This window comes from Micromonospora sp. NPDC050417 (assembly GCF_044458865.1).
In the GTDB taxonomy this organism is placed as follows: domain Bacteria; phylum Actinomycetota; class Actinomycetes; order Mycobacteriales; family Micromonosporaceae; genus Micromonospora_G.
Map to the genome: position 1 here is coordinate 21,660 of NZ_JBITIH010000036.1, position 25,342 is coordinate 47,001.

A 25,342-nucleotide genomic window follows, 5' to 3' on the forward strand; every position below is an offset into this window, starting at 1 on the left:
AAAAGGAAAGTCTCTTGTCTCTCTCCCCTTTCCGTAGACCGGGGCTGATCGCCCTCGGTACGGTCGCGGCCCTGGCCGTAGGCGTCGCGCCACCGGCTGCCGCGGCACCCGCAGGCCCGGTGCCGCCGCAGCACCCCGTCACCGTGCCACTGCCCGAGGGCGCTGGTTCGCGGAGCGTCACACTGATCACCGGTGACAAGGTGACCGTCGGTACCGCGGCCGACGGCAGCGCGCTGCGCTCGGTCGAGGGTCCGAACGGGACCACCGCCACTTTCCACCGCGCTGTGATCGACGGCTCGCTCTACGTCTATCCGGATGCGGCTCTGCCGTACGTCACCGCGGGTGTGCTCGATCGGCAACTGTTCAACGTGACGGGTCTGATCGCCGACGGTTATGACGACGCGCACAGCGACAAGCTGCCGTTGATCGTCCGTTACACCGATGCTGCCGCCCGCTCCCGTACCACCGCGAACGTGGCCGGGTCCACCGCCGTACGCCCGCTGACCAGTGTTCAGGGTGCGGCCGTCGGGCAGCAGCGCGGGCAGGCCCCGACCTTCTGGTCGTCGCTGACCGGCACCCCGGTGCCGGGCCCGGCCGCGCCGACGACCCGTCGCGCCACGGGTGCCCCGTCGTTCACCAACGGCATCGCCAAGGTCTGGCTCGACGGCCGGGTCACGGCCGACCTGTCCGACTCGACCGCACAGATCGGCGCGCAGCGGGTCTGGGCCGAGGGGAACACCGCCACCGGCGTCCCGGTCGCGGTCCTCGACACCGGAGTGGACACCGAACATCCGGACCTGGTCGACCAGATCGCCAGCAGCGCCAGCTTCGTGCCGGACGAGGATGTGACCGACTACCAGGGCCACGGTACGCACGTCGCGTCGACCATCGCCGGTAGCGGCGCCGCCTCGGACGGGTTGGAGAAGGGTGTCGCGCCGGGGGTGAAACTGCACGTCGGCAAGGTTCTCAACAGCGAGGGCCAGGGGCAGGACTCCTGGATCATCGCGGGCATGGAATGGGCCGCCCGGCAGGAAAAAGCCAGGATCATCAGCATGAGCCTGGGCGGCGGCGCGACCGACGACACCGACCCGATGACTATGGCGGTCAACCAGCTCAGCGCCGAAACCGGTGCGCTGTTCGTCGTCGCCGCCGGCAACAGCGGCCCCCAGACCATCGGCACCCCGGGTACGGCGGAATCCGCGCTGACCGTCGGCTCGGTCGACTCCAACGACCGGCTCGCCGAGGACTCCAGCCAGGGTCCGAGCGTGGGTGACGGCGGACTGAAGCCGGAGATCACCGCCCCGGGCGTCGACATCCTGGCCGCCCGGTCGCACTTCGTACGCGGCGGGTCGGGTTACTACACCACGATGAGCGGGACCTCGATGGCGACTCCGCACGTCGCCGGTGCCGCCGCGCTGGTGCTCGCCGCCCACCCGGACTGGACCGGCCAGCAGGTCAAGCAGGCCCTGGTCAGCAGCGTCAAGGCCACCCCGGAGTACACGCCGTACCAGGCCGGCAGCGGGCGGGTCGACGTGGAGGCCGCGGTGCACGCCACCGTCTTCGCCACCGCCTCCGCCTCCTCCGGGTTCCACCCGTGGCCGCCGAAGCAGGGCGAGACCGACGTCAAGCAGGTGACGTACACCAACGTCGGTGACACCCCGGTCACCCTCGACCTGGCGGTCGACTCCGCCGCCCCGGCCGGGCTCTTCACCCTCTCGACCCGCCAGGTCACCGTTCCCGCGAACGGGACCGCCTCGGTCACCCTCACCGCGCACCTGGACCTGCTCCCGGCCGACAAGGCGATCAGCGGCATGATCAACGCCACCGACAGCACCGGAAAGGTCCGCGCCCACACGCTCATCGGCGGGGTGCGCGAAGGGCAGCGGCACAATCTGACCGTCGTCGCCACCGACCGTTCCGGCAAACCACTCCCCGGCAAGGTCATCGTCGCCGCGCAGAACCTCTTCACCGCGGTCGACCTCGACGCGTCCGGCACCGGCACCCTGCGGCTGCCGGTCGGCACCTACTCCGGCTGGCTCACCGCCGACGTACAGGGTGCCAACGGTCCGCACTCGCTCGGCACGGCTCTACTCCCCTTCAACGACATCAAGCTCAACAAGGACCGGACCGTCACCCTGGACGGCACGAAGCTGCGCCGGGTGATGGCGTACGTGCCGAAGGAGTCGACCCCGGCCGCCGTCCGGCTCGACATCCACCGCTCCTACACCGACAGCCTGGTCGAGAGTTCGGCACTGCCGAACCCGTCGTACGACAGCATCTGGGCGCTGCCGACCGGCAAGAAGGTGACCGACGGGGAGTTCGAGTTCGGCGCCCGGTTCCGGCTCGAACAGCCGGCGCTCACCGTCGCCACGAAGTCACGTACCTATGAGGACCTGCTCGTCAAGCGGGCGGCTACGCCGCTGCCGGCCGGCACCGAGCAACTACCGGCCGTCTTCGCCAACGACGGCACCGCAGCCGACCTGGCCAAGCGGGACGTACGCGGCAAGGCCGTGGTGGTCCGCCGCAACGACACCATCGCCCTGGCCGAACAGGCCCAGAACGCGGCCACCGCCGGCGCGAAGCTGCTGGTGGTCGTCAACGACGGGGTGGGGCGACTCGATCCGTGGGACGAGAACCCGTGGACCCCGGAAAGCCCCGCGCCGATCACCGTGGCAACCCTCACCACCGACGAGGGCAACGAACTGATCGGCGAGTTGCGCCGAGGCAGCGTGCCACTCACGATCACCTCCAACCCCACCACCGACTACCTGTACGACGTCGTACACCACTGGAACGGATCAATCCCGACGAACCCGACCTGGCGCTCGGTCCCGAAGGACCTGGCCCGGGTCGACGTCTCGTTCCGCAACTTCCGCCAAGGCAAGGCAATGGAGTTCCGGCCCGACGTCTGGCGCGGCTGGGCGGTCGGTAACCTGATCACCGCACCCGCACAGGGTGACCGCACCGACTGGGTCACCGCCGACGTCAACTGGACGAACGACGCGCAGATCCTCAACGAGACCGGACAGCACCTGTTGGGCGTCGTCACCCGCTACCCGGTCGGGCCGATCAGCAAGGTGAGCTGGTTCGGCCCGATCCAGCGCCCCCGGATGGGCCCGATCAACTTCCAGCCCGTCCGGTACCTCGACGCGGTCTACATCCCGGTGCCGGGCTGGGGTGCCTCGGGCTCCGGCTACGTCGGCGACGCCGGCGGCAACTACGACGTACGGAACTGGGCCGCGCTCTACCAGGGCGACCAGCAACTCCAGTGGGGCAACGCCGAATACCTCCCGGTCAGCGGACTCGCCCCGGAGCGGCTGCCGTACCGGCTGGTGGTCGACAACGACCGGGCCGACTGGCCCGGCCCATACTCGACCCACACACTGACCGAATGGAACTTCACCTCGGCCGCCACCGGCGAGGAGTCAACCGAGACACTGCCACTGATCCAACTCGACTACGACGTGGCCACGGACACCGACGGCAAAGCCGGCCGGCACACCGAACTGTCGGTGGCCGCCTCGCACCTGCCCGGAGTGACCGCGACCATCCGGGAGGTCACCCTGGAACTCTCCTACGACGACGGGGCAACCTGGCAACGGGCCAAACTGACGCAGAACGACTTCGGCTGGTCAACCAAGCTCAAGGCGACCAACACGGCGGCTCAGTTCGTGACCCTGCGAACCAACGCCAAGGACAGCTCCGGCAACACCGTCTCGCAGACCCTCACCCGGGCCTTCGGCCTGCGCTGAGCCTCGCCTGACCCGTACCCCCACCGGGCGGGGCCGCATCCAGCGGTCCCGCCCGGTTCGTTATCCGCCCGCCGACCGAATCACCTGAATGGCGCGGGCTACCGCGCATCCGCCACTCGCGATTCTTCGATGCGTCTGCGGTGAGGTCTCGATGGGCAGACCGCCGTATCGCACCCCTGCGGGTGATATGGATCGTGGTTACTGATTGCTTGCAGCCCCGGCCCACGGGCAGGCTATGACCGGCCCGTCAGCGCGGCACCCGGCGCCGGATCAGCCGACCCGGCCGGCACCCGCACCCCGACGGGAGCACGTCATGCTGTTCAGCTTCGCCGCAGTCGCCGTTGGGGTCGGTGCCGAGCAGCGGGTTGTGGCCGACGTTGTGGGTGCCGACAATCTCATCCGTCCTGGGTCACAGCCATACTCATGATCGAGGTGGAAGCCGCCGGTGGAGACGCGGAACCTCTCGGCTGGATCGCGATGTTCCGTCTGCGTCGAGCACCGCGCGACGATGAGGTGTGCTGTTTCGACTGGCGTACCTCGGCGTGACCAGCTACCTCAGCCCTGCCGCTCACAAGGCCACCGCCTACGCAAGCAGATTGATCAGCAAGATAGCGTGAGGTCAACTCATCGACCCTGTCCGTCGAGTCAGGTCGAGCCCAGCATCATCCGCCAGGGAGCTACTCCTACTCCGCAATTACCAGAGCGCCGTCTGGTCGGGATCCGGCGGAAGCCGTGGAACCCGTTCAAACAGTTCACGAATCAGAGGAACCATCCTGAACAACCGAAGCCGAGGCAAGGAATGGTAACGTGTCGGAAGAACATCAACCAGGAACTGCACTGCAACATGTTCCCTCATAATCACCACCGCGCGACATCGGTAGCAATCGATTGGCGCCCTCTCCACCAGAACGACATTAAGGACTATTCGCTGAATCTCCGGTTCACTTCGTTCGAGCCAGCCCGGACGCCCTTTTCCACTGAGCCCAAGTCTCGCAGCGTCCACCATTATCTCCGATAGCGTAGCGACATCGGATAACCGAAAGTCGGCACGCCTTCGAAGGTAGGCAATTCGCCTTGAATCCAACCGCGTCGACACCCTCATCCTATCCCCTCCAGCCTACTAACCCTTCCCGAAGAACCAGATTGGGATGGGAGTGTCATCATTAATCGAACTGTTCGGGTCTTTCACTCGGGTTAACAGTTCCTCAGCACGATGATTTCCATTACCGAGAGTATTCGAGCCTCGCCCAGTAAGCGAAAGTTGTCCGAAGGGACCGTCATCCGGTGTCCGGTGTCCGAACTGCCCTCAACAACTCATCGCCGGAATAGCCACCGAAGACTCTTTTGGACGCCTCCAAGACATTCCCTGGTTCAAGACTTAGCAGGTCACCCACCGTTGCATTGTTCTCGAGGAGCGGATTGGCTTTACAACTTCGGACAGGGTCCGTGGGTCGTTGACCCCGTCACCGTTCCTGGTTTGCACGCGGGCGCGGCCGCGGAACTGCCCGTAGGTTCGGTTCTTCGCCTTGACGAGTTCGTTGTCGTCGAAGTGCCACGCCGCCCCGTCGAGGCACCTGTAGCTGGTGGCGGTCGCCGCGGCGCCACCGGTCGGGTCGGTCGAGGTCACCTTGGTGACCGCCCACTTGTTGAACCAGTCCCGGATGGGGTCGACGAATCCGTCGGGGGTCCAGTAGACCGGGTAACAGGAGGAGGTGTTGGTGGCCGGGTCGAGGGTCACCGGGGTAGCACACGGTTTCGGCAGCTCGTAGGTCGCGGTGATCACCGAACCGGTCTCGGTGGTGATGGTGCCGATCCGGCGGCGCATGAACGCGACCAGGCCATCCGGGTTGGTGCGGTTCTGCAGTTCGACATCGCCGAACGAGACGGACGGAAGCGTGATCGATTCGGTCGAGCCGTCGGCCTTGGTGCTCGATCCGGTGCGGGTGATCGAGTCCAACCAGAGCGCGGGCGAGGTGCCGTCCCCCGTCTTCGGGAACCGGTGCTCCAGAGCGTAGGTGTCCACGGGCACATACTTCGACAGCGCGGTCGACCACTGCGGGTCTGCTGCACCGATAGGTGACAGTTCCAGTAGGGGTCGACTGGGACAGCGATCGTTGGCGTCGGCGGCGGTGGTAGGTCCGGTCGATCCAGGTCACGATCGCGGTCCTGGGCCGACTTCCTCCGCTCACAAGCCCACGCCCTGCTTGGCGTACGACTTCTTCGAAACGGTCACCCTAGCCGGAACGCGAATGTACCTGCTCGCCGTGATCGAGCACGCCAGTCGCCGTCTCCGCGTCCTGGGCGCAACCAATCGGGCCGGACGAGTTGGGTTCTCGTCGCGCACTTGCTGAAGGTGGCGCATGTTGGCCCTCGGCTCTACGTCTGGTCGAGGGCCCCGGTGCGTGTGGACAGTCAAGTCGGCTATATCCGGGACTCGTTGATCGCCACCTCGATACGCAGTCCGATCCCCGTTAGGACCAGGAGGAAGGCGAGGATGTACGGCTCAATCGAAGCGGAATCGCCCGGCATCGCCAGCACCGAGATCAGTAGAGCGGCGACTATCGCCGTGGTTCCCAGGGCACGTTTGCGGGCGGCCTGATGAGATCGAAGCTTCACGGCGGGACCGTATCGAACCCTCGTTGAGCACGCCACCCCGTGGGCTCCTCGCCAGCGGGAACGCGTATCAGTTGTGGATCAGGGACATCAGCTGGCTGTGGGTATCGGCGTCGGCAGCCACCACGAGCCCTCGGCCTTCCGCTCCGATCGGGGCGCCGTCGATGCCGGTGACCAGGCAGCCGCTGGCGCGGCAGACGGCGATGCCGGCGGCGAAGTGCACACTCTCGGAGAGGTCACCGCCATCGGTCACGTACGCGGCGCGTCTGCCGACCGCGACCCAGGTCAGCGCCAGCGTCGTCGACACCACCCGGGGTCGGAAGCGTGCAACGAAACCGGGGTGTGCCAGCAGGTCCACGGCCCGGAATCCCGGCGCGTTCGGGTACGGCGGGTCCAGGTTGACGTCCACGAGTTGGGTGGCCGGCGTGGGCGTCAGCGGGGCGTCGACGCCGTCGTGCCGTACCCCGGCGGTCCTGCCATCGGTGAAGAAGATCTCGCCGCTGAACGGGTCGGCCACCGCCGCCGCCCCGTCACGCAGTGCCACGTTGACGGCCACCAGCATGTTGCCGGCGGCGTAGTTGAACGTGCCGCACAGGGGATCCACCAACCACTGGCGTACGGAGTCGGCCGCGCCCTGCTGCCCGCCTTCCTCGCCGAGCACCGCGTCATCGGACCGGCGCGCACGGATGACGTCAAGGATCGCCTGCTCGGCCGCCAGGTCGGCGGCCGTGGCGAAGTCTCCGCCACCCTTGTCCACCCGGGTGAGCCGCTGACCGTACATGGCGCGCACCACGTCGGCGCCAGCGCGTACCGCGGCTATCGCCACCTCGGCATCATCGGTTCCCGCGTACGGGTTGATCACCTGCGCAGCCTATCGGGCGGAGCCGCTGGCGGGCCGGTAGCGGCCGACGCGATCTTGTACTGATGTGTACTGTCATGCCTGCGTGAGCGGGATAGTCCTTTTGGGAGCCATGTGCTGTCGACAACCGGTCTGGTGGTCGACGGGCGGCAGTCGCCGCGTGGCCACCGGATGGGCCGCGCCGCCGGAGTACCCGCCGGTCAAGCGGCCGCGACCCGATGGCGGGACAACCCCGGCCCGCCGACGCCACATTTCCGGGGGCATCTCGGAAGGCGATTTCCCGAGTGTCAGCGCACTGGCGGCTCGCATCGGGGCCCGTTGCCCAGCCGCGACCTCCTGTGCCACCATCCGCTCAGATGATCGTCCCCTATCGATGTAGGAGGTGCTCATGGCCAGGATGCTGCGACACGTGACGGCTCGCCTGATGGGCAAGCCGCAGGTCAGCGGACGCTACCCGTACTGGTTCTACGGATACCCCGAGTAGCCCGCCGCCCCACCGACAGGCACGGATTCCAGCACGAACGGCAGGCAGAAACCGGTCACAGGATCCCCACCCGGGATCCTGTGACTCTCTCTACCCGGGGAGGTCCGGATGGCAAACGGTGCGGACACCGATCGGCCGCCAGGTCCGCGCGGCCACTGGCTGATGGGCAACATTCCGGAGTACGACGCCGACCGGATCGGTTTCCTCCGACGCAACCACGACGAGTACGGCGACGTGTTCTCGTACGACGAACGCACGGTGTTCGTGATCGACCCGGACCTGACCCACGATGTGCTCGCTCGCACCAACCGCGACTTCCTCACCGAGTTGGCACCGTTCGACACCAGACGGGACATCGACCAGGCCGCCGAGCAGGGCGACTCCTGGATGTCCGCCCGCCGCACGGTGTGGCCGGGGCTCAGCCACTCCGCCGCGACCGAGGCGGACCACCGGACGGTCGAGATCCTCGACACGGTTACCGGGGAGGTGGCTGGTCGCGAGTGCGACGTGCTCACCCTGACGCGTACGTTCACCGCCCGGTCGATCTCCGAATACTGTTTCGGGCCCGACTCGGCCGGCATCCCCGAACTGCTCGACGAGGCCCTCGACGTCACCCGGCCGTTCTCGGGAACGTCGTACCAGTTCCCCGCCTGGGTTCCGCTGCGCCGCAACCGCCGCTTCTTCCGGGCCCACCGGCACACCATCGAGACGCTGTACGGGATCGTCCGGCGGCGACGCGCCTCCGCGAACGGAGCGTCGCAGGGGGACCTGCTCTCCATGCTGCTCGGTGTGCACCCGGAGATGCCCGACCGTACGGTGATGTCGACCCTTCGCGGCATCCTGATGGGCGGCCACGGTGTGCCCGCCTCCGCGCTCAGCTCCATCGTCCGGGAACTGGCCCGCCGGCCCCGACTCGCCGCCGACCTGCGCGCCGAGGCGGGCGGACCGGCCGGTGCCGAGGCCCCGCCAACGGCAAGGCTTCCGCTGGCCGAGGCGGTGGTGAAGGAGGTGCTCCGGCTCTACCCTCCGGTATGGCTGATGACCCGCACCGCCCGTACGGCCACCAGCCTGGGGAATTGGTCGCTGCGCCCCGGCGACGACGTGCTGCTGAATCCGTACCTGATCCACCGGGACCCACGGTGGTGGCCGCGACCGGACGAGTTCGACCCCGCCCGGTGGCTGGGCGGGCAGGCGGCACCCGGCTCGGCGTACCTGCCGTTCGGGGCCGGTCCACGGGTCTGCCTGGGCTCGGCACTGACCATGCGGCAGCTCACCCTCGCCACCTCACGGCTGGCCCAGCGTTTCACAATCGAGTCGCCGAACGCCGAGGCGGCCGACCCGGAGTTCCTCGGCCGGCTCGCACCGACCGGCCTGCGGGCGCAGTTCCGGCCGATCGGCGGGTGACGCGGTCAGCCCGGCCCCTCGGTGGCGAGCTTGGTGAGCTGCGGAATCAGCCAGGGTTCGATCCAGCCCCGCACCCCTCGGGGGTGAGGTGCAGCCCGTCGCTGCGGATCCGGATGCTGCCCGCGTTCCAAGTGAACCAGCCCTCGGGGCAGACCCGGCGGTTGAGGTCGACCACGCTGACCCGGCCGGGCCTACGCGCCTGTGGGGCTCGAATACTCGGTTCGGCATGAGGTTCCCCCGGTAAGGCACGTCGATCTGGACCGGTCCGGTGGTATCGGTCATGACCGTCTTCGACCGGGTCCCGTTACGGACGTTGCCCGACCGCCCATCGCCGGCGGTCTCGTGTTTCTCGTAGCCGAGGTGCCCGGTCATCTCCTCGTTCAGCGCGGTCTCCAGGACCGTCTTCGTCAACTGCTTGAGCAGCCCGTCCGGGCCGGTCAAGGACAGGCCCTGTTCCTTGGCCAACCGGACCAGATCGGCGGCGGCCTTCGCCTCCGCCGACAACTCGGCCTTGACCTTCCTCGGGGTCACATCGTTCAGTGTCGCAGTCATCACGGCACCCTCCTCACCAGGCACAACGCCCGGCAGGTCAGGCCGGAAACACCCTTAAATCCACAGACCCCCCACAGGTCGCGGGTTGGAACACCGGTTGGACCACCGTGTATTGGACAGCTCGAATCGGTATTGTGCACAAGGACCGGATTGACACCGACGACCACGTAGTAGGTGTGGACGTCGCTGACGGTGAGGTCGTGCATGAGACTGGAGCCGGTGTAATTGTGCGCGCGGGCGACGGTGGCGGGTCTTCGATCGAGAGCAAGAAGGCGCTCACCCGGCCGAAGGTCCCCGGCATTGATCCAGGAACCCCGCGTCTCACTCCAGAACGGGTGATGCTGCGTGGTCGGAAGCGTTGCGGTGTTGCCGTCACCATGAGTGACGGTCAGTTCGGTGAGGTCGATGTCGAGGTTGGTGTGGGTCGCGGTGACCGGGCGAGCTGTAGTCTTACCTGTCTCGGGGTCGGTCGCGAGAACCCGATCACCTTCCTTAAGATTTTCAATTGACTCAGTCTCGCCGTCTGCCAGAACCACCTTCGTGCCGCGGGCGAAGCTGTGCGGCTGAACCGCGCAGCTCCCCGCCTTTTTGATGGTGCTGTCAGCCCACTTGGATTCCTTGAAGAAGGTCTTCAAAGCCTTAGTCGCGCGTTCCAGCGTCTTGGCAATTCGTTTGCTGTTCTTGAGAATTCCGAATGCCTTGCCCACGGGCAAAAAGTTCGCGAAGACGAATACGCAATCCAGCGGCGTTTGTTTCCGTCGATCGTGGGGAGGAAGCTATGGGGTACAGCCGCAAGAGAGTGGGGCACTCCGGCAAGCCGCGCTACACGGCCTACTACCCGGATCTGCGCGGCGAGGAACGCTCGGCCGGCACCTTCGGCAACGCCAAGGAGGCCGACAAGGCGTGGCAGCGCGCGGAGACACGGATTGCCGAAGGGAGGGCCGGTGGCCCAGCTCGCGGGAAACAAACTTTTCGGCGATACGTCGAGGAAGAATGGCTGCCCCACCACGTAATGGAAGCCACTACCCGCGAAGGATACACATACTCAATCTACGTCCACATTATGGACACCTTTGGCCCTATCCGTATGCGCGAGATCCTTCCCAGTCACGTACGCGAGTGGGTCACCCAGCTTGTCACAGATGGCATGAGCCCCGCTAATATACGGCTCAACAAGAGCATCTTGAGCGCTATTTTCACGACGGCACTCAACGACCAGGTCACCGTTCTCCATCCCTGCAGGGGAGTCAAGACCCCAACCATACCGCAAAGGTCGCTGCGGATCGTAACCCCCGAGGAATTCGACACCTTCTACAACCACCTGCCCGACATCACGTCAAAGCTACTAGTTGAGACCGCCATCGAGAGCGGCATGCGCTGGGGGGAACTGGCCGAACTTCGACCAAAAGATATCGCCCTGCGAAGTCGCATAATCTCCGTCAGTCGCAAGGTTGTAGAGGTAAATCCACGGTTCCACCCAGACGGCGGGCGCTTCATGGTTCAGGAGTATCCAAAGGACAAAGAAACACGCCGATTTAAACTCAGCCCCCAAATCATCGCCAAGCTTGAGGCCTTCATGGAAGCGAGGCACCTCGGTGACAGCGACCTTTTCTTTGTCTATTCCCCCAAGGTCACCAGCAATGCCCGAGAAGCTTCTCTGGGCAAGTCCAGTGAGTTGGGCTTACCGAACCCAACGACAACGGCAGGCAGTACCGGCATGGAACCCTCAGCGCCTACAACGCGGGCAAATGCCGATGCGGCTACTGCAAACGCGCCTACGCGGACTACCGGGCAATCCGACGCAGTCAGGGAAAAGACGAACCCCGCTAGCCACGCCGCTGGGACACGACCGGATATATCCCCCGCCGCTGGTTCCGTGAGGCCGTCCTCAAACCCGCCCTCATCACCTCCAGACTCGACGTCGACATCAAGATGCACGGTCTACGCCATGCCCACGCGTCGTGGCTGTTGGCCGGGGGTGCCGACCTCCAAGTAGTCAAGGAGCGGCTGGGTCACGGAAGCATCTCGACGACAGAGAAGTACCTGCACACGCTCCCCGACGCTGATGACACTGCGGTAGACGCGTTCTCCAAGATTCGGAGCAGACTCTCCCGGTAACGAAACTCGCCATCTCGACGATCTTCAAACGGGCACCGCGCTGCCGCCCGCCAGCACCCCGTTGGCACCACGTACCCAAACCAGCTACCGGAATGGTTCGTGTCGCAGGCCCGAGTTGAACCGCAACTACACGATCGTCGTGCGGAATAGATTGCACCTGGCACGACTGCCAAGGAGGTGACGGGAGACCAGGACAGAAACTCAATAAACGCGCCACCCGGGGCTGCGGCACGTGCCTGCCAGTGGGTCAGGCCACCACGTTGGACAGCCCTCTACCCGAGGTAGGCACGGTCGTTACGAGTGCACCGACTCAAGAATCTCCCTCACGGCTTCTATATCACCAAGAGCCTCCTCTCGATCCTCCGGTCGACGCCACTCTTTACTCCAGGAACCGTCCGGTGCGGTCACGATTGCAAGAACTCGCAACGCAGAGGGCACCAAATGTAAGGCAGGACGATCGAGCAACGCCTCCCCGACTGAATCTGCGATGAAGCTACTCTGACGATCCATAATCCGCTGCCCACCAGGCAGACTCAGGGCGACCAGAGATGTGGCGGCTATCAGGGACTCCGGAAAGACGGTTCGCATCAAAAGTGACGGGTCATTGAGTAGTTCCCTAAAAATCCCCTCCAACTCCGACACGCGGTCGCCGGCCTCCAGCTCCGCAAACTCCTCCAGGAAGTCTTGAGCCCCATCGCTAGCGAAAAGCCCCGTTCCCCAGGTCGACATACGCACCCACCTTTCCTAACGAGCGAGCCCCGGGCTCGACTCGACTATTCATGGTACCAGAGTCGGAATTCCGGATACTTTGTGTTCACCAAAGGACCTGCGACCCCATCCATGACAGATTGTTCAAGTCGTCTTGCGACGTATTCGGTTATCTTTCGCTTCGGCATCTGAATCCACGTAACGTTGACAACATTCGGGATGCTGTAGCCCGCCTTGGCGACCGAATGACCGGGGTCCATCAGCGCGGCGTTCACGCGCCCCCTCATGTTCCTGATCGCGGAACCAACGTACTTATTGCCATCATCGAGATGGATGGTATAAACGCCCGGTCGATTCGGGACACCAAACTTATTGCCAATACTTGCGCTCTTTCCACAATTGTGGACCAGAACGGGCGTAGTTCCCGCGATCACGTAGTACGTGTGGATTTGATCGACGGTGAGGTCACGCATCTGACGCGCGGAAGTAAAACTGCGTACGGCAGTGATTGCCGCAGTTTGTCCGTCTTGAGCGCGTAGGAGGTGGCCGGTTTGTAGTTCGCTGGCGTCGGCCCACTCGTTGGTGGTCGCGTCCCAGAAAGGGTGGTTGGTAGTGGTATGCAGAGTGGTAGACACACCGGCGGTGGTGATTGTGACGTCGGTCAGGTCGGTGTCGAGGTTATTGTGTAGGGCGGTGACTGGTTGGGCGGTGGTTGTGCCGGTGGTCGGGTCGGTTGCGGTGACCTCGTCGCCGACCTGAACGTCCTTGATCGGTTTGGTGCTACCGTCGGCGAGCAGGACTGGCGTGTTCGGGTCGAAGCTGTGGCATTTACCGAGTCGGCCGAGCAGCGAGCCGGCGCCAGCGAATGCGGCACCAATCACGGCTCCCTCAGCGGCACTGGCGAGGATATCCTCGGCCGAATCCCCTTCGAGTGCGCTGGTGACAGCATTGCCGGCGGCCCCGGCTAGGGCGGCGCATCCGATTGCTCCTGCGCCGCCTGTGGCTACGGTGCAACCGAATTCGACCGCGACCGAGACGACGATCCCGGTTAGGACGGGGTGTTCTTGGGCGAAGTGTTTGGTGCTGTTCCAGGCCCGGCTGAGCCAGTCGCTGTTGCTGTTGCTCTTTGGTTTGGGTGCTGGGGCTTCTTCGCCTGGTTGGCGAACGTGCTGTACCGGCCGGTCCCAGTGGTTGTAGCCGACCTTGTTGTTGCTCCAGCCACCGAAGGTCTTCGCCGCATCCGATCCTGATGCCGCCTTTACCGCGTTGTCACAGGAGTCGTAGACACTTCCTTCGCCGCATTCCGGACGCAGGCCGGTGGGGTCGCTCATGGTGACCGGGCTGTTGTTCGCGTACGCGTAGCCGTTCCATTGCTGCGGATCGGTCAGGTCCTGGACCGGGTCGACGCTGACGAACCGGCCGATCGTCGCGTCGTACTCGCGGGCGCCGACGTGGATGAGGCCGATGTCGGTGTTGACTGGCTTGTTCAGGAAGCCGCGGTTGTCGGGGTAGGTACCTGCAGCGCCTCGGGGAGCCCCGTATGGGGTGTGTTGCCGCCACGTGGGGATCTGGGCGGTCGAGTCGAGGTAGAGACTGGGGGTGCCTTGGTTGTCGGCGATGGCGAACGAGAAGTTGGCGCCGGTGCCGGTGCGGATGGCGCTACCACCACCCGGCAGGGGGTAGTAGCGGGTGCCGGTGACGGCCGTGGCGCCGTTGCGGAGTTCGAGTTGCTCGCCTGGCAGGTACAGGACGGTGCTCGAGGGGTTCTTCTCCAACAGCAGGTTGCCGTCGGCGTCGTAGACCAGGTCACTGTTGCCGGCGGTGCCGCCGGTGACGGCGGTGAGTTTGCCCGCTTCGTTCCAGGTGAGTGTCTGGTTGCCCTTGCCGGCGATGCGGCTGGTCATATTTCCTGCGGTGTCGTACCCGTAGGTGGTGGTGCCGCCGGTGCCGCCGGTGGTCGAGGTCAGCGCGTGGGGCTGGTTGGTGCTGTATTGGTAGTTCGTGGTGGAGTCGGTGCCGCCGGTCAGGTTGTGTTCAACCTGTTGGGTCCGGTTGCCGACGGAGTTGAGTTGCCAGCTGGTCCAGTACGCGCTGCCGCCGCCGATGCTGTTGCCGACCATGGCGTGGCTCGCCGTTGTCGGCGCGGTGGCGCAGTTGTCGGTCGCGGTCCACGCGGAGGTGAGTCGGGCGAGGCCGTCATAGCCGTAGCACTGCGTCTCGGACGGGGTGGCGGCCGACAGCCGGGTGCTGGTCTCGTGGAGGATGTTGCCGGCGAGGTCGTAGGAGTAGGACTGTTTGTCGACGTCCTTGGGTGTGGCGGTGCCGCGGCTGACGAGTTGGTCGGTGAGTCGGCCGGTGTGCTGGTCGTAGGTGTAGGTGACCGATGCCTGGTTGGTCGAGTTGCCGAGGACCTGCTGGGTGACACGGCCGTAGGCGTCGTAGGTGACGTTGAGGGCGTAGCTACCCACACCGGCGACGGCTACTGGCAGGTCGAACACGCCTGTGGTGGCGTAGTTGATGGTTTCGATCGGCAACCCGCCGTGGGCCGTGAGGACGTCTTTGGTGTGTAGGCCGGTCGTGGTGCCGTATTTGTGGGCGTAGGTGTAGGTGCCGGCGAGGAGTGGCCCGGCGAGGGTCGCGGGGATCGTGACCGTTTCGCTGAGTGACTTGCCGAAGATGTTGAAGTCTTTGTATTGGATGGTGTAGGCGGCGCCGTTGACGTAGGAGGTGCTGCTGGTGAGGTGCCCGATCCCGTACTTCATGGTGGGCGCGGCGTTGTCGGAGTTGTCGTACACCCAGGAGGCGACCCGGTTGGCGGTCGACTGCGCTTCGACGGTGGCGGCGTAGCTGCCGGTCTTCCGGTTGAGCGCGTCGTAGGTGTAGGACAGCGTCTTGTTGCGGCCGTCGGTGTTCTGGATCAGGTTGGCGTTGGCGTCGTAGCGCATGGTGCTGGTGCCGGCGTCCGGGTCCGACTTGGCGACGACCTGGCCGAGCAGGTTGTAGGTCGAGGTCCAGGTGTTTGAGGCGGTGTCCGTGACGGTGGTTTGGTTACCTCGGGCGTCATAGCCGTAGGTGGTGTCGACCGCGGTGCCGCCGGTGACGGTGAAAACGCCGGTGAACGTGTTCGACGGGGTGTTGACGGTCGGCCGTGCCGTGTATTCGAGGAGGTGACTGGTCCGTCCGAGTGGGTCGAGAACGCTGGTCTTGGTGACGCCGCCAGTCGGTGGGACCACCGTGGTTCGGTCACCGTTGTAGACGGTGGTCGTCGTGGAGACGGGAACGCCGTCCTTCGCCGCCGTGACGACTACCGCTCGACCAAGGCCGTCGTACGTGTTGAGGGTCTGGTTCGCGACCTGTTTGTGCAGGTCGGCGGCGCTGACCGGGGTTGACACCGTGGGCAGGGTGGTGTCGTCCCACCAGCCGTTGTAGGTGCGGGTGACCCAGCCTCGGGTGTCGTAGAACGAGTCGGTGACCATCCGGCCGCCGTTGGGCGTCATCGACTGGACCTGCCGGGTACGCAGGAGCGCGTCGTAGATGGTGACCGACGTCTGGTAGAGCGACAGTTCGCTCATCGTCTTGGTGGTGGTGGCGGTCACGCCGGTCTTCGACACCTGGTAGTCGAAGGTGTAGTTCGCGGGGAGGCTGGTGGCCCGGGAGTCGGTCCAGACCGCCTTGTTCCGGCCGAGCGCGTCATGTTGTTGGGTGGTGACGACGCTGTTCGGGTCAGTGGAGGTGAGGGTCAAGCCCCGGGTGGTGTCCAGGGTGGTGGACGAGGTCTGGTTCAACGAGTTGGTGACGCTCACGCCGGTGGTGAGGCCGACCGCGTTGACCGTGTACGAGGAGCTTGTCTTGTTGCCGTTGGCGTCGTAGGCGAGGGTCGGGCGACCGTAGTCGTCGTAGGCGCTGGCGCGGCTGGTGGTCTGCCATACGTACGCGCCCCCGGTGTAGTCGGTGGCGGTACGGGTCATGGTCGCGGCACCGGTACTCGGCGGGTTCGGCTGCGGCCAGGTGGTGGACCAGTCCTGGTCGTCGTAGTAGGTCCGGACGGCCTTCACGGTCTGGGCGGGGCGAGACACCGTGGTCGGGGCGGTCAGGGTGTTGAGGCTTCCCGGTACGGATGCCGGAGAGCCTGAGGTGAAGCCGCCGCAGGCCACCGCGACGGTTTCGGTCTCGGCGACCAGACCGACGAGGTTCTTCGTCACGTTCGCCGGGGCGTATGTGCTGGTGGTGCATTGGTCGTAGGCCGGGTCTACCGGCACCGTGTGGACGTAGGTGCGTTGCAGTAACCCGAACGAGGTGCTGCTGGTTGTCGTGTCATAGCTGTTGTCGGTCTGGGTGACCCGCCAGGTGGTCGCCCCGGGGCCGGTGATCGCCTGCCGGTTGTACGTCTGGACCGGCGCGACGACGTTCGAGGTCAGGGCGGGCAGCCCGGTGCGGCTCCGGGTGGCGCTCGCCGCCGACACCCAGTACGACGTGATGGTGGAGCTGTCGACCGGGCCGCCGTCACCGAGGTAGGACGTCGACTCCAGCACCATGCCGGACAGCTCGTCGGCGTCGTCGTGGTTGCCGCCCTGTGAGTCGGTGATGTTCACCGCCGCGCCGCCGTTGTTGCGCGACATGCCCCGGTAGTAGGTGGCTTCGGACAGCGTCCGTGGGTCGTTGACCCCGTCACCGTTCCTGGTCTGCACGCGGGCGTAGCCGCGGAACTGCCCGTAGGTTCGGTTCTTCGCCTTGACGAGTTCGTTGTCGTCGAAGTGCCACGCCGCCCCGTCGAGGTACCGGTAGCTGGTGGCGGTCGCCGCGGCGCCACCGGTCGGGTCGGTCGAGGTCACCTTGGTGACCGCCCACTTGTTGAACCAGTCCCGGATGGGGTCGACGAATCCGTCGGGGGTCCAGTAGACCGGGTAACAGGAGGAGGTGTTGGTGGCCGGGTCGAGGGTCACCGGGGTAGCACACGGTTTCGGCAGCTCGTAGGTCGCGGTGATCACCGAACCGGTCTCGGTGGTGATGGTGCCGATCCGGCGGCGCATGAACGCGACCAGGCCATCCGGGTTGGTGCGGTTCTGCAGTTCGACATCGCCGAACGAGACGGACGGAAGCGTGATCGACTCGGTCGAGCCGTCGGCCTTGGTGCTCGACCCGGTGCGGGTGATCGAGTCCAACCAGAGCGCGGGCGAGGTGCCGTCCCCCGTCTTCGGGAACCGGTGCGCCAGAGCGTAGGTGTCCACGGGCACGTACTTCGACAGCGCGGTCGACCACTGTTGGGTGCTGATTGACTTCAGTCGGACGGTGGAGAAGTGCGACGGGCTCCACGCCGTGCAGGTCGTGCCCGCCGCGCAGACCAGGTCGTACGGCACGTCGGGCCAGTTCGCCTTCGTGCTGTCGCTCAACGGGGCGCAGGTGCCGGACACGCATCGGTTGTCGGTGTTGAACAGCACCTGGTTCGGCACAGTGCCGTAGGCGCCGCCGTCACGGAAGCCGTAGTCGATTCGGGCCGGGTAGCTGTCGCGGGTGTACGAGACGTTGCTCGTGCCCTTGTTACGGCCGTAGTAGTTGACGTCCTGCTTGTAGTAGTAGGCCATCGCGTTGCCGCGGATGTCCTTGACGTAGTCCAGGTTCCAGCGGTAGGCCATGGTGCAGACCGACGAGGTGAATCCGGCCGCGTTGTAGCACGGGTCGCCCGGGTGGGGCGAGTAGACCGGTTGCACGTCGACGGAGTTGGTGGTCGCCTTGCCCGACGACCAGCCCGGCAACTGGTTGCGGCCGAACTCGTAGCTGGTGCCATCGCGCAGGGTCACCCGCCAGTAGTCGGTGTTGTAGGTGCCGGTGCCGTTGTTGGCGTCGGTGACGTGGATGATCACCTCACCCTTGTCACTTTCGGCCTTCCACACCTTCTTGCCCGCGTCCCAGATCAGCGACGACGACGATCCGTTCAGCGACAGGGTCAGGATCGGACCGTCGTAGCACTGGTCCGGGGTGGACACGGGTGACGCGCTGCCGCCCGGGTTCTCCGAGCACGACACGAATGACTGCTCGATGAACGACTTCGGGGTCGACCAGCCGTCCCCGACCCAGGACGACTGGGCCTGGGTCGAGGCGGTCTGCCCGTCCACGCTGCTCGAGTCGTAGTTCAGCGACAAGGTCGGAGCCAGCGATGTTGACGCCGGCGGCACGGTCATCGGGTACGAGTAGCTGAACGTTCCCGTGTTGGTCCCGGCCGCCCAGGACCCCGACGGCATCAGGTCGGTGGCGGCGTACGTGCCGGCCTTGCCGCCGTCGGCAGCGGCGGCGGACACGGCCGCGAGCACCATCGGTGCTGTCCCGGTGAGCTTCACCCGTGCCGACACACTCTGGCTGGCGGCGTCGTTCGTCGACGGAAGCGGTGTCACCTGCCGGCACGCCGGCAGCGCCGGGGTGCTCGTGGCGCAGGCCGGTAGTGCTACCAGACGTAGTCGGAGTCCGTAGTTGCCGCCGTAGGCCTGGGCGAAGGAGGAGTAGTCGAGTCCGACGGTGACCTCGCCCTGCGAACCGGCGCCGGCAGTGGCACCGGCCCCTGCCACCGTCAACAGCACTCCCGCGACACCTGCCGCCTGTGCGTCCGAATGCTCGAGTACCCGGACATCGAGGGCGGTCGGGCCGGCGTAGCGGCCTTTACTGTCGGCTACGGCTTGCGCCCATACCGGTGATCCGTCGCCGCGTACCTTGGCGGCCTGAATCCCGCTGGTCGCGGTGGCCGCTGAGGCGAGGGTGAGTGAGCTCATGCGGGCGGCCGGCCAACTGGTGTGGGTCGGGGCGTACGACTCGGTCGGCTTTGCCGGCGACGCGAAGTGAGTCGGCAGGGGCTTCACCCCGCGCACGGCCCGGACATCCGGGGCGGTCGGCGGCGGTGTGGGTTTGGCGGTCACCGTGGCCGCCGTGGCGGGGGCGACCACCACCGCGCTACCGAGCACCGTCGTGGCCACGGCGGCGGCGAGTACGCCCCGGATCCGTGCCCCACGCGACAGTCCCGTGTGTCGTCTCATCGCACCCTCACCCCGTCAGATCGAGGAATCGACCGGCCTGCGGATGTTTGTCCGCTCATGGCCGGGCGCCACTGTCCCATGATCAAACCGTCGGGCACGATCACGAAAAGGTAACGGTCCAAGATCTAAATGCGAGCAACCGTGACAAGCTCGTCCGAAATAGACAGTGACCTCCGTCGCACGCAGGGTGACCGCCGCGATGATCTTGATTAGCTGTCGGAGCCTTCGGGCACCTCACCTGTCACAGCGCGCGAAAGTAGCCCTTCATGCGTGTATCCACACGTCGCCGACCCAACAAGGTCCTAACCGGAGCCGTCGCGGCGACCACCGCGCTACTCGGCGCCGTCGGACTCGTCTCCGTCCCCGCCGTCTCTGCCGCGCCGGTGGACGAGCCGGCCGCGCCGGTCTCGACGGTCCTCACCACCGAACAGGCACTCGCCCAGGCGCAGCGCACCGGCAAGGCCGTCGACGTGGTCGGCGCGACAAACGCCACCGACCTGGTGACCGCGAACCCGGACGGCACCCTGACGCTGACTCGCTCGGCAGTGCCGGTGCGCAAGCGGGTCGGCGACGACTGGAAGAGTCTCGACACGGCCCTCACCCGCACAGCGGAAGGCGCGGTCAGACCAGCCGTCACGACCAACACCATCACCTTCTCCGGCGGCGGTTCCGGCCCCCTGGCCACGATGGCCAACGGCGGGCGCTCACTCGCCCTTACCGCGCCGATGCCCCTACCGGCACCGACGCTCAGCGGCGACACCGCGACCTACGCCAACGTGTTGACTGACGTGGACCTTCAGGTGACCGCCGACGCCCAGGGCGGTTTCCGGCAGGTCTTCGTCGTGCGCACCGCAGCCGCGGCGGCCGACCCCGCACTGAAACAACTCGCCCTGAACACCACGGCGAACGGAGTCACTCTCGCCGCCGACGATGCCGGCAACCTCACCGCGACCGACCGCACGGGTCGGCCGGTCTTCACCGCACCGACACCGCTGATGTGGGACTCCGCGACCACCCAGACCACGACCACGGCCAGCGCCGGCACGAAGGGCGCGACGCCGAGCCCCAGCCCCAGCGGCAAGACCAATGCTGCGATGGCCTCCGCGTCGAGCGCTCGCGGGCCGGGTCAAGGTGCCCATACGGCCAAGGTCGCCGCGACCGTCCGGGCCAACACCATCATTCTCTCCCCCGACACGGAACTGCTGTCCGCGGTGGACACGGTTTATCCGCTGTTCATCGACCCGAGTTGGTCGTCGTCCGGGTCGAGCAGCAAAGGCTGGGCCACGGTGGGGAAACCGTACCCGACCACGAACTACTGGATGAACACCCCGGACCCTCAGGGACGAATGCAGGTCGGTAACTCCGGGCCCATGTGGTCACACACCCTGATTAACTTTCCGATCAACACCACGGCACTCGCCGGCGCGACCATCAACGAGGCTACCTTCAAGATCACCGAGACGTACTCGTACTCCTGCAAAAAGACGCAGGTGAACGTCTACGCTCCCTCGACGACGCTTTCTCAGTCGAACGCCACATGGAACTACTGGGACGGTGTCGACCTGGGCACCGCTGTCGCCAATCAGACCGTCGCGCACGGCTACAACTCCACCTGCCCACAAGACGGTGTGTCCTTCAATGTGCTCTCGGCTATCAAATCCGCCGTCAGCGGCAACAGGAAAACTCAGACGTTCGTCATGACTGGCGTCAACGAGTCGTCTGACCTGGAAAGCTGGAAGAAGTTCCTCGAGACCAGCCCCACGCTGACCATCACCTACAACCACACACCGAACACTCCCAGCGGCCTACACACCTCCCCCGCCACGTCATGTACGGCGGCGACGCCCACCGCCCTAGGCGACGGGCCGGTATCGCTGTACGCGCCGATCTCCGACCCCGACGGAGGCAGCCTCGGGATTGCGTTCAAGCTCTGGAAGACCTCCGACACCAACCAAGCGCCGGTCGCCTCGTCCAACCCGGCGAGCTTGACCTACACCTCCGGCACCACCGCCGTCCTCAACGTCGCCCAGGCCACACTCAAGGCCGCCGCTGGCAACGCTGTCACCCGGTTCTCCTGGAAGGTCCAGGTCACCGACACCCTGGCCACCAGCAACTGGTCGACTACCTGCAACTTCGACTTCGACCCCACCCGAGCCGGCGCACCGACCGTACCGACGCCAGGTGAGGACACGACCACCATCGGCACACCCGCCACGATCACGGTCAACCCACCGACCTCCGGCACCATCCCGACGTCCTACACCTACCAACTCAACGGCGGCGCACCCGGCAGGGTCACCGCAACGGCCAGTGGAGTCGCCTCCATTGCCGTCACCCCCACCCGCCGCACCAACACCCTGACCGTCACCAGCCTCTCCCCCGCCGGAAACTTCGGCGACACGGCCACCATCACCTTCAACTCACGGCCGTCCGGAGCAGCACTCGACGGAGACCTCAACGGCGACAACGTAGCCGACCTGCTCCTCGCCGGCTCAGCGAACGGACTGCCACCGGGCGCATGGCTGGCCACCGGAAAAACCACCGGCGCGCTGGCCACCAACGCAAGCAATTTCGGCGCCGACGGCTTGCTCGGAACCCGAAACCCCGCCGACTTCGACGGAGCCCAGATCAGCACCGGACGATTCACCGGCAACGGCCTGCAGGGCGTCCTCGCCTACTACCCCACCGGCCCACGCGCCGGAAGCGGCGCCTACCTCACCGGCAGCGGTGACGGTTCCGCGATGCAAACCGCACAAAACGGGGCCAACATCCGCCCCGGCGACCTGCTCGACGACAACAACCTGAACCCGACCCAGCTCGTCAGCGCCGGCGACGCATCCGGTCAGCACCTCGCCTGGGCCGACCTACTCTCCATCACCGGCGACAGCGACCATGGCTACTACCTGAACTACTACGCCAGCGGCGACGGCACCGCCAACTACCAATGGCCGATCACCCTCGCCACCGGGACCCCCACCGGTGGCACGGACTGGAACAACTGGACCATCACCAGCGCCGAAACGCCGACCGGAACCGCCCTGTTCCTCTGGAACAAGAGCACCGGTGCGCTGTTCCTCTGGCAGCGCCTCGCGTTCGACGGCATCGACTTCACCTACACCCAAACGCAGCTCGCCACCGGCTGGAACACCTCGGCCAGCCTCGTCCTCCGGGCCGCCGACATCAACAGGGACGGCAACCCCGACCTCTGGACCGTCGGCGCGGGCGGTCGGGTCACCGCTTACCTGACCGGCAACCTGACAACAACCCCCACCATCACCGCCCAACCAACACAAACCCTCGTCACCTCCGCCCACACCTGGCCGTTGAACGACGGCTTCGGGAACACGGTCGCGACCACCGCAGCTGACACCACCGGCGGCGCACCGCTGACGGTCAGCGGACGGCCGATCTGGCACGACGGTGATCTCCACAGCCCCGACCTGCTGATGAACACCAGCGCCAACGGCACCAGCCCGGACGGAACCCGCACGGACGTCCTGACCAGCAACAGCACACTCATCGACACAACAAAGTCGTTCAGCATCGCGGTCTGGGTCAAACCCACCGCCGCCGGCGGCGTCATCGTCTCCGAAGACGGCGCCCACTCATCGCGTTTCATCCTCTGGGACAACGCCGACGACAACACCTGGCGTTTCGGCATGGCCAACAGCGACAACACTGGCTGGGTATATGACCAGGCCGTCGCCCCCGCCGGCGCCCAACTCGGCGTCTGGACCCACCTCGCCGCGGTCTTCAACGCCAGCACGCACACCATGTCCCTCTACGTCAGCGGCACCCTCGCCGACACCGCATACCATGACCCGGCCGGCACCTGGCCCGCCGGCGGCAAGTTCGTCATCGGCCGCTACCTCAACAACAGCGCCCCGTCCTCGTACTACTCCGGACAAATCAGCAACGTCCAAACCTGGAACGCGGCACTGACCCCCACCGAACTGGGCGCAACCAACACCCAGCACGCACTCGCCGGCGAATGGAAATTCGACAACGCCACCGGCGGCACTACCGACACATCCGGCAGCTACCGCAACCTCACCCTCGTCGACGGAGCAACCACCACCGGCGCCGGCAAGTACGGCCAAGCGCTCACCGTCAACGGCACCAACTACGCCACCGCGCCAAACACGGTCAACAGCAGCATCGGCTACACCATCTGCGCCTGGGCCAAACACACCAACAGCGACCTACGCTGGCACGCCATCTTCAGCCAAGAAGCAACCCGATCCAGCGGCCTCTACCTACGCACCAACGGCGCCGGAGCATGGGAATTCGTCATCGCCACCAGCGACAGCCAATACGCCGCCGTCGCCGCCCCCGGCACCGCCACCCCCGACGTCTGGACCCACCTCTGCGGCGTCTGGGACCCCGGCACCACCCAAATGATGCTCTTCGTCAACGGGACCCTCGTCAACCGACAACTCTTCACCGGCGGCGTAACCACCCTCGGACCACTTCGCATCGGCAGCTACAAATACCTTGACAGCAACGCCGGCTTCTTCCCCGGCACCATCGACGACGTCCGCGCCTACGACGGACCCATCACCGACACCGACGAAATCAACGACATCATGAACGGATTCTCCAGCACCGCACCCGGCGTCCAACACGCACTCGCCGGCGAATGGAAGTTCGACAACGCCACCGGCGGCACCACCGACACCTCCGGCAGCTACCGCAACCTCACCCTGTACGGAACCGCCAACACCGGCAACGGCGGCAAGTACGGCGAAGGCCTCACCCTCGACGGCGCCAGCTACGCCACCGCGCCCAACACCCTCAACAGCACCATCGGCTACACCATCTGCGCCTGGGCCAAACTCGACAACAGCGACCCACGCTGGCACGCCATCTTCAGCCAAGAAGCAACCCGCTCCAGCGGCCTCTACCTACGCACCAACGGCGCCGGAGCATGGGAATTCGTCATCGCCACCAGCGACAGCGCCTACGCCGCCGTCGCCGCACCCGGCACCGCCGCCGCCAACACCTGGACCCACCTCTGCGGCGTCTGGGACCCCAAAAACACCAAAATGACCCTCTTCCTCAACGGCACGCAAGCCGCCACCGGCACCCTCGCCGGCGGCGTCGCCGCCACCGGACCCATCCGCATCGGCAGCTACAAGTACCTCGACAACAACGCCGGCTTCTTCCCCGGCACCATCGACGACGTCCGCGCCTACGTCGGACCCATCACCGACACCAACCAAATCCGCACCATCATGAACGGAGGCTAAAACCCCGGAACCCACGGATGGGCCGGCGCGCGTTACGCGCCGGCCCATCCGTGTTTCTTGCCCGCTCAGTGGGGTCCGGGTCAGTAGGCCGGGGTGGCTCCGGTCCGTCCGGTCCCATCCTGATGAACGGCTGGGCGCGAATGATCCGGTGACGACGGCCGTTGACCGTAAGGTCGTTGACCACCTTCCAAGGAAGCAGCCGGATCGGCGCTTCGTACTCCTTGCGCTCGGCAGCGCTGTCTACCGCGTCCGCCGGCTCGCTGAGCAGCCTTCGGAAAGGTGGGAACCGAGACCGTCCCGGGTGGGTCGCCGGACAAAGTGACTGCCCGCGACGTTCACCATGCCGATCGCCGCGACCCGCACACCGGGGCCTGCCGGAGTATTCGCCCTTGCCGAGAAACGGACCTAAGGCGTGTTTCATAAGCCGGTCATAGCCACTCAGTGATGATGGTGATGGTGAGTACGGCTTGGAAGCGGACTGCGAGCTTGATGCCCCTATGGATGTCAAGCGGCTGTGGAACTGGTGGGTTGGGTGATGAGCTCGTAGAGCTCTCGCGCGACGTAGCGTTTGAGGCAGCGGA

General features: G+C 65.9%; 13 protein-coding genes and 1 pseudogene. 6 read left to right on the forward strand and 8 right to left on the reverse strand.

The window, feature by feature from the left end; all coding sequences use genetic code 11:
- Positions 1-14: 14 nt before the first annotated feature.
- Both ACIBF5_RS30630 and ACIBF5_RS30635 read left to right on the forward strand, forming a co-directional pair.
- Complete coding sequence (locus ACIBF5_RS30630) at positions 15-3,752, forward strand: S8 family serine peptidase (RefSeq protein WP_396816409.1); 3,738 nt, start codon at positions 15-17, stop codon at positions 3,750-3,752.
- Between the two features lie 423 nt (positions 3,753-4,175).
- Positions 4,176-4,298 (forward strand): hypothetical protein, encoded by a 123-nt coding sequence (locus ACIBF5_RS30635; RefSeq protein ID WP_396816410.1) that lies wholly within the window; start codon positions 4,176-4,178, stop codon positions 4,296-4,298.
- A gap of 832 nt (positions 4,299-5,130) precedes the next feature.
- Here ACIBF5_RS30635 and ACIBF5_RS30640 read toward each other — a convergent pair.
- The 3 genes from ACIBF5_RS30640 to ACIBF5_RS30650 form a co-directional block, all read right to left on the reverse strand.
- Entirely contained in the window at positions 5,131-5,775 is a 645-nt protein-coding gene (locus ACIBF5_RS30640; protein WP_396816411.1) for a hypothetical protein, read from the reverse strand.
- A 398-nt stretch (positions 5,776-6,173) separates the two neighbouring features.
- Entirely contained in the window at positions 6,174-6,368 is a 195-nt protein-coding gene (locus ACIBF5_RS30645) for a hypothetical protein (RefSeq protein WP_396816412.1), read from the reverse strand.
- Between the two features lie 67 nt (positions 6,369-6,435).
- Positions 6,436-7,227, reverse strand: coding sequence for an inositol monophosphatase family protein (locus tag ACIBF5_RS30650; protein WP_396816413.1), 792 nt, complete (start codon positions 7,225-7,227; stop codon positions 6,436-6,438).
- A 589-nt stretch (positions 7,228-7,816) separates the two neighbouring features.
- Here ACIBF5_RS30650 and ACIBF5_RS30655 point away from each other — a divergent pair.
- Positions 7,817-9,112: a cytochrome P450 gene (locus ACIBF5_RS30655; protein ID WP_396816414.1), complete on the forward strand. Its 1,296-nt coding sequence runs from the start codon at positions 7,817-7,819 to the stop codon at positions 9,110-9,112.
- A 243-nt stretch (positions 9,113-9,355) separates the two neighbouring features.
- Here the strand turns inward: ACIBF5_RS30655 and ACIBF5_RS30660 are convergent.
- A pseudogene (locus tag ACIBF5_RS30660) lies at positions 9,356-9,664 on the reverse strand (transposase); the annotation flags it as partial.
- A complete protein-coding gene (locus ACIBF5_RS30665) occupies positions 9,664-10,371 on the reverse strand; it encodes a polymorphic toxin-type HINT domain-containing protein (protein WP_396816415.1) in 708 nt (235 codons plus the stop codon). The gene ACIBF5_RS30665 and the pseudogene ACIBF5_RS30660, both read right to left, overlap by 1 nt.
- Before the next feature lie 71 nt (positions 10,372-10,442).
- On the opposite strand from ACIBF5_RS30665, the gene ACIBF5_RS30670 reads away from it, so the two are divergent.
- Both ACIBF5_RS30670 and ACIBF5_RS30675 read left to right on the forward strand, forming a co-directional pair.
- The gene (locus ACIBF5_RS30670; protein ID WP_396816416.1) at positions 10,443-11,660 is read left to right on the forward strand and encodes a tyrosine-type recombinase/integrase; all 1,218 of its coding nucleotides are present in this window, start codon (positions 10,443-10,445) and stop codon (positions 11,658-11,660) included.
- On the forward strand, positions 11,597-11,782 hold the full coding sequence (locus tag ACIBF5_RS30675; RefSeq protein ID WP_396816417.1) for a tyrosine-type recombinase/integrase: 186 nt from the start codon (positions 11,597-11,599) through the stop codon (positions 11,780-11,782). Before ACIBF5_RS30670 ends, ACIBF5_RS30675 begins: the two co-directional genes overlap by 64 nt.
- A 294-nt stretch (positions 11,783-12,076) precedes the next feature.
- Here the strand turns inward: ACIBF5_RS30675 and ACIBF5_RS30680 are convergent, their stop codons facing one another.
- Both ACIBF5_RS30680 and ACIBF5_RS30685 read right to left on the reverse strand, forming a co-directional pair.
- Positions 12,077-12,511 (reverse strand): DUF4259 domain-containing protein, encoded by a 435-nt coding sequence (locus ACIBF5_RS30680; RefSeq protein WP_396816418.1) that lies wholly within the window; start codon positions 12,509-12,511, stop codon positions 12,077-12,079.
- 44 nt (positions 12,512-12,555) lie between these two features.
- Entirely contained in the window at positions 12,556-19,512 is a 6,957-nt protein-coding gene (locus tag ACIBF5_RS30685) for a polymorphic toxin-type HINT domain-containing protein (RefSeq protein ID WP_396816419.1), read from the reverse strand.
- A 266-nt stretch (positions 19,513-19,778) separates the two neighbouring features.
- On the opposite strand from ACIBF5_RS30685, the gene ACIBF5_RS30690 reads away from it, so the two are divergent.
- Positions 19,779-24,761 (forward strand): LamG-like jellyroll fold domain-containing protein, encoded by a 4,983-nt coding sequence (locus ACIBF5_RS30690; protein ID WP_396816420.1) that lies wholly within the window; start codon positions 19,779-19,781, stop codon positions 24,759-24,761.
- On the opposite strand, the gene ACIBF5_RS30695 is transcribed toward ACIBF5_RS30690, so the two are convergent.
- Positions 24,745-25,182: a DUF5954 family protein gene (locus ACIBF5_RS30695; RefSeq protein WP_396816421.1), complete on the reverse strand. Its 438-nt coding sequence runs from the start codon at positions 25,180-25,182 to the stop codon at positions 24,745-24,747. The two genes, ACIBF5_RS30690 and ACIBF5_RS30695, sit on opposite strands and share 17 nt — an antisense overlap.
- Positions 25,183-25,342 lie beyond the last annotated feature (160 nt).

Excerpts from the sequence above, each read along its gene's own strand:
- ACIBF5_RS30635 (WP_396816410.1), top strand. The coding sequence starts at position 4,176 with ATGATCGAGGTGGAAGCCGCCGGTGGAGACGCGGAACCTCTCGGCTGG.
- ACIBF5_RS30655 (WP_396816414.1), top strand. The coding sequence starts at position 7,817 with ATGGCAAACGGTGCGGACACCGATCGGCCGCCAGGTCCGCGCGGCCAC.
- ACIBF5_RS30670 (WP_396816416.1), top strand. The coding sequence starts at position 10,443 with ATGGGGTACAGCCGCAAGAGAGTGGGGCACTCCGGCAAGCCGCGCTAC.
- ACIBF5_RS30675 (WP_396816417.1), top strand. The coding sequence starts at position 11,597 with ATGCACGGTCTACGCCATGCCCACGCGTCGTGGCTGTTGGCCGGGGGT.
- ACIBF5_RS30680 (WP_396816418.1), bottom strand. The coding sequence starts at position 12,511 with ATGTCGACCTGGGGAACGGGGCTTTTCGCTAGCGATGGGGCTCAAGAC.
- ACIBF5_RS30685 (WP_396816419.1), bottom strand. The coding sequence starts at position 19,512 with ATGAGACGACACACGGGACTGTCGCGTGGGGCACGGATCCGGGGCGTA.
- ACIBF5_RS30690 (WP_396816420.1), top strand. The coding sequence starts at position 19,779 with ATGCGTGTATCCACACGTCGCCGACCCAACAAGGTCCTAACCGGAGCC.
- ACIBF5_RS30695 (WP_396816421.1), bottom strand. The coding sequence starts at position 25,182 with ATGAAACACGCCTTAGGTCCGTTTCTCGGCAAGGGCGAATACTCCGGC.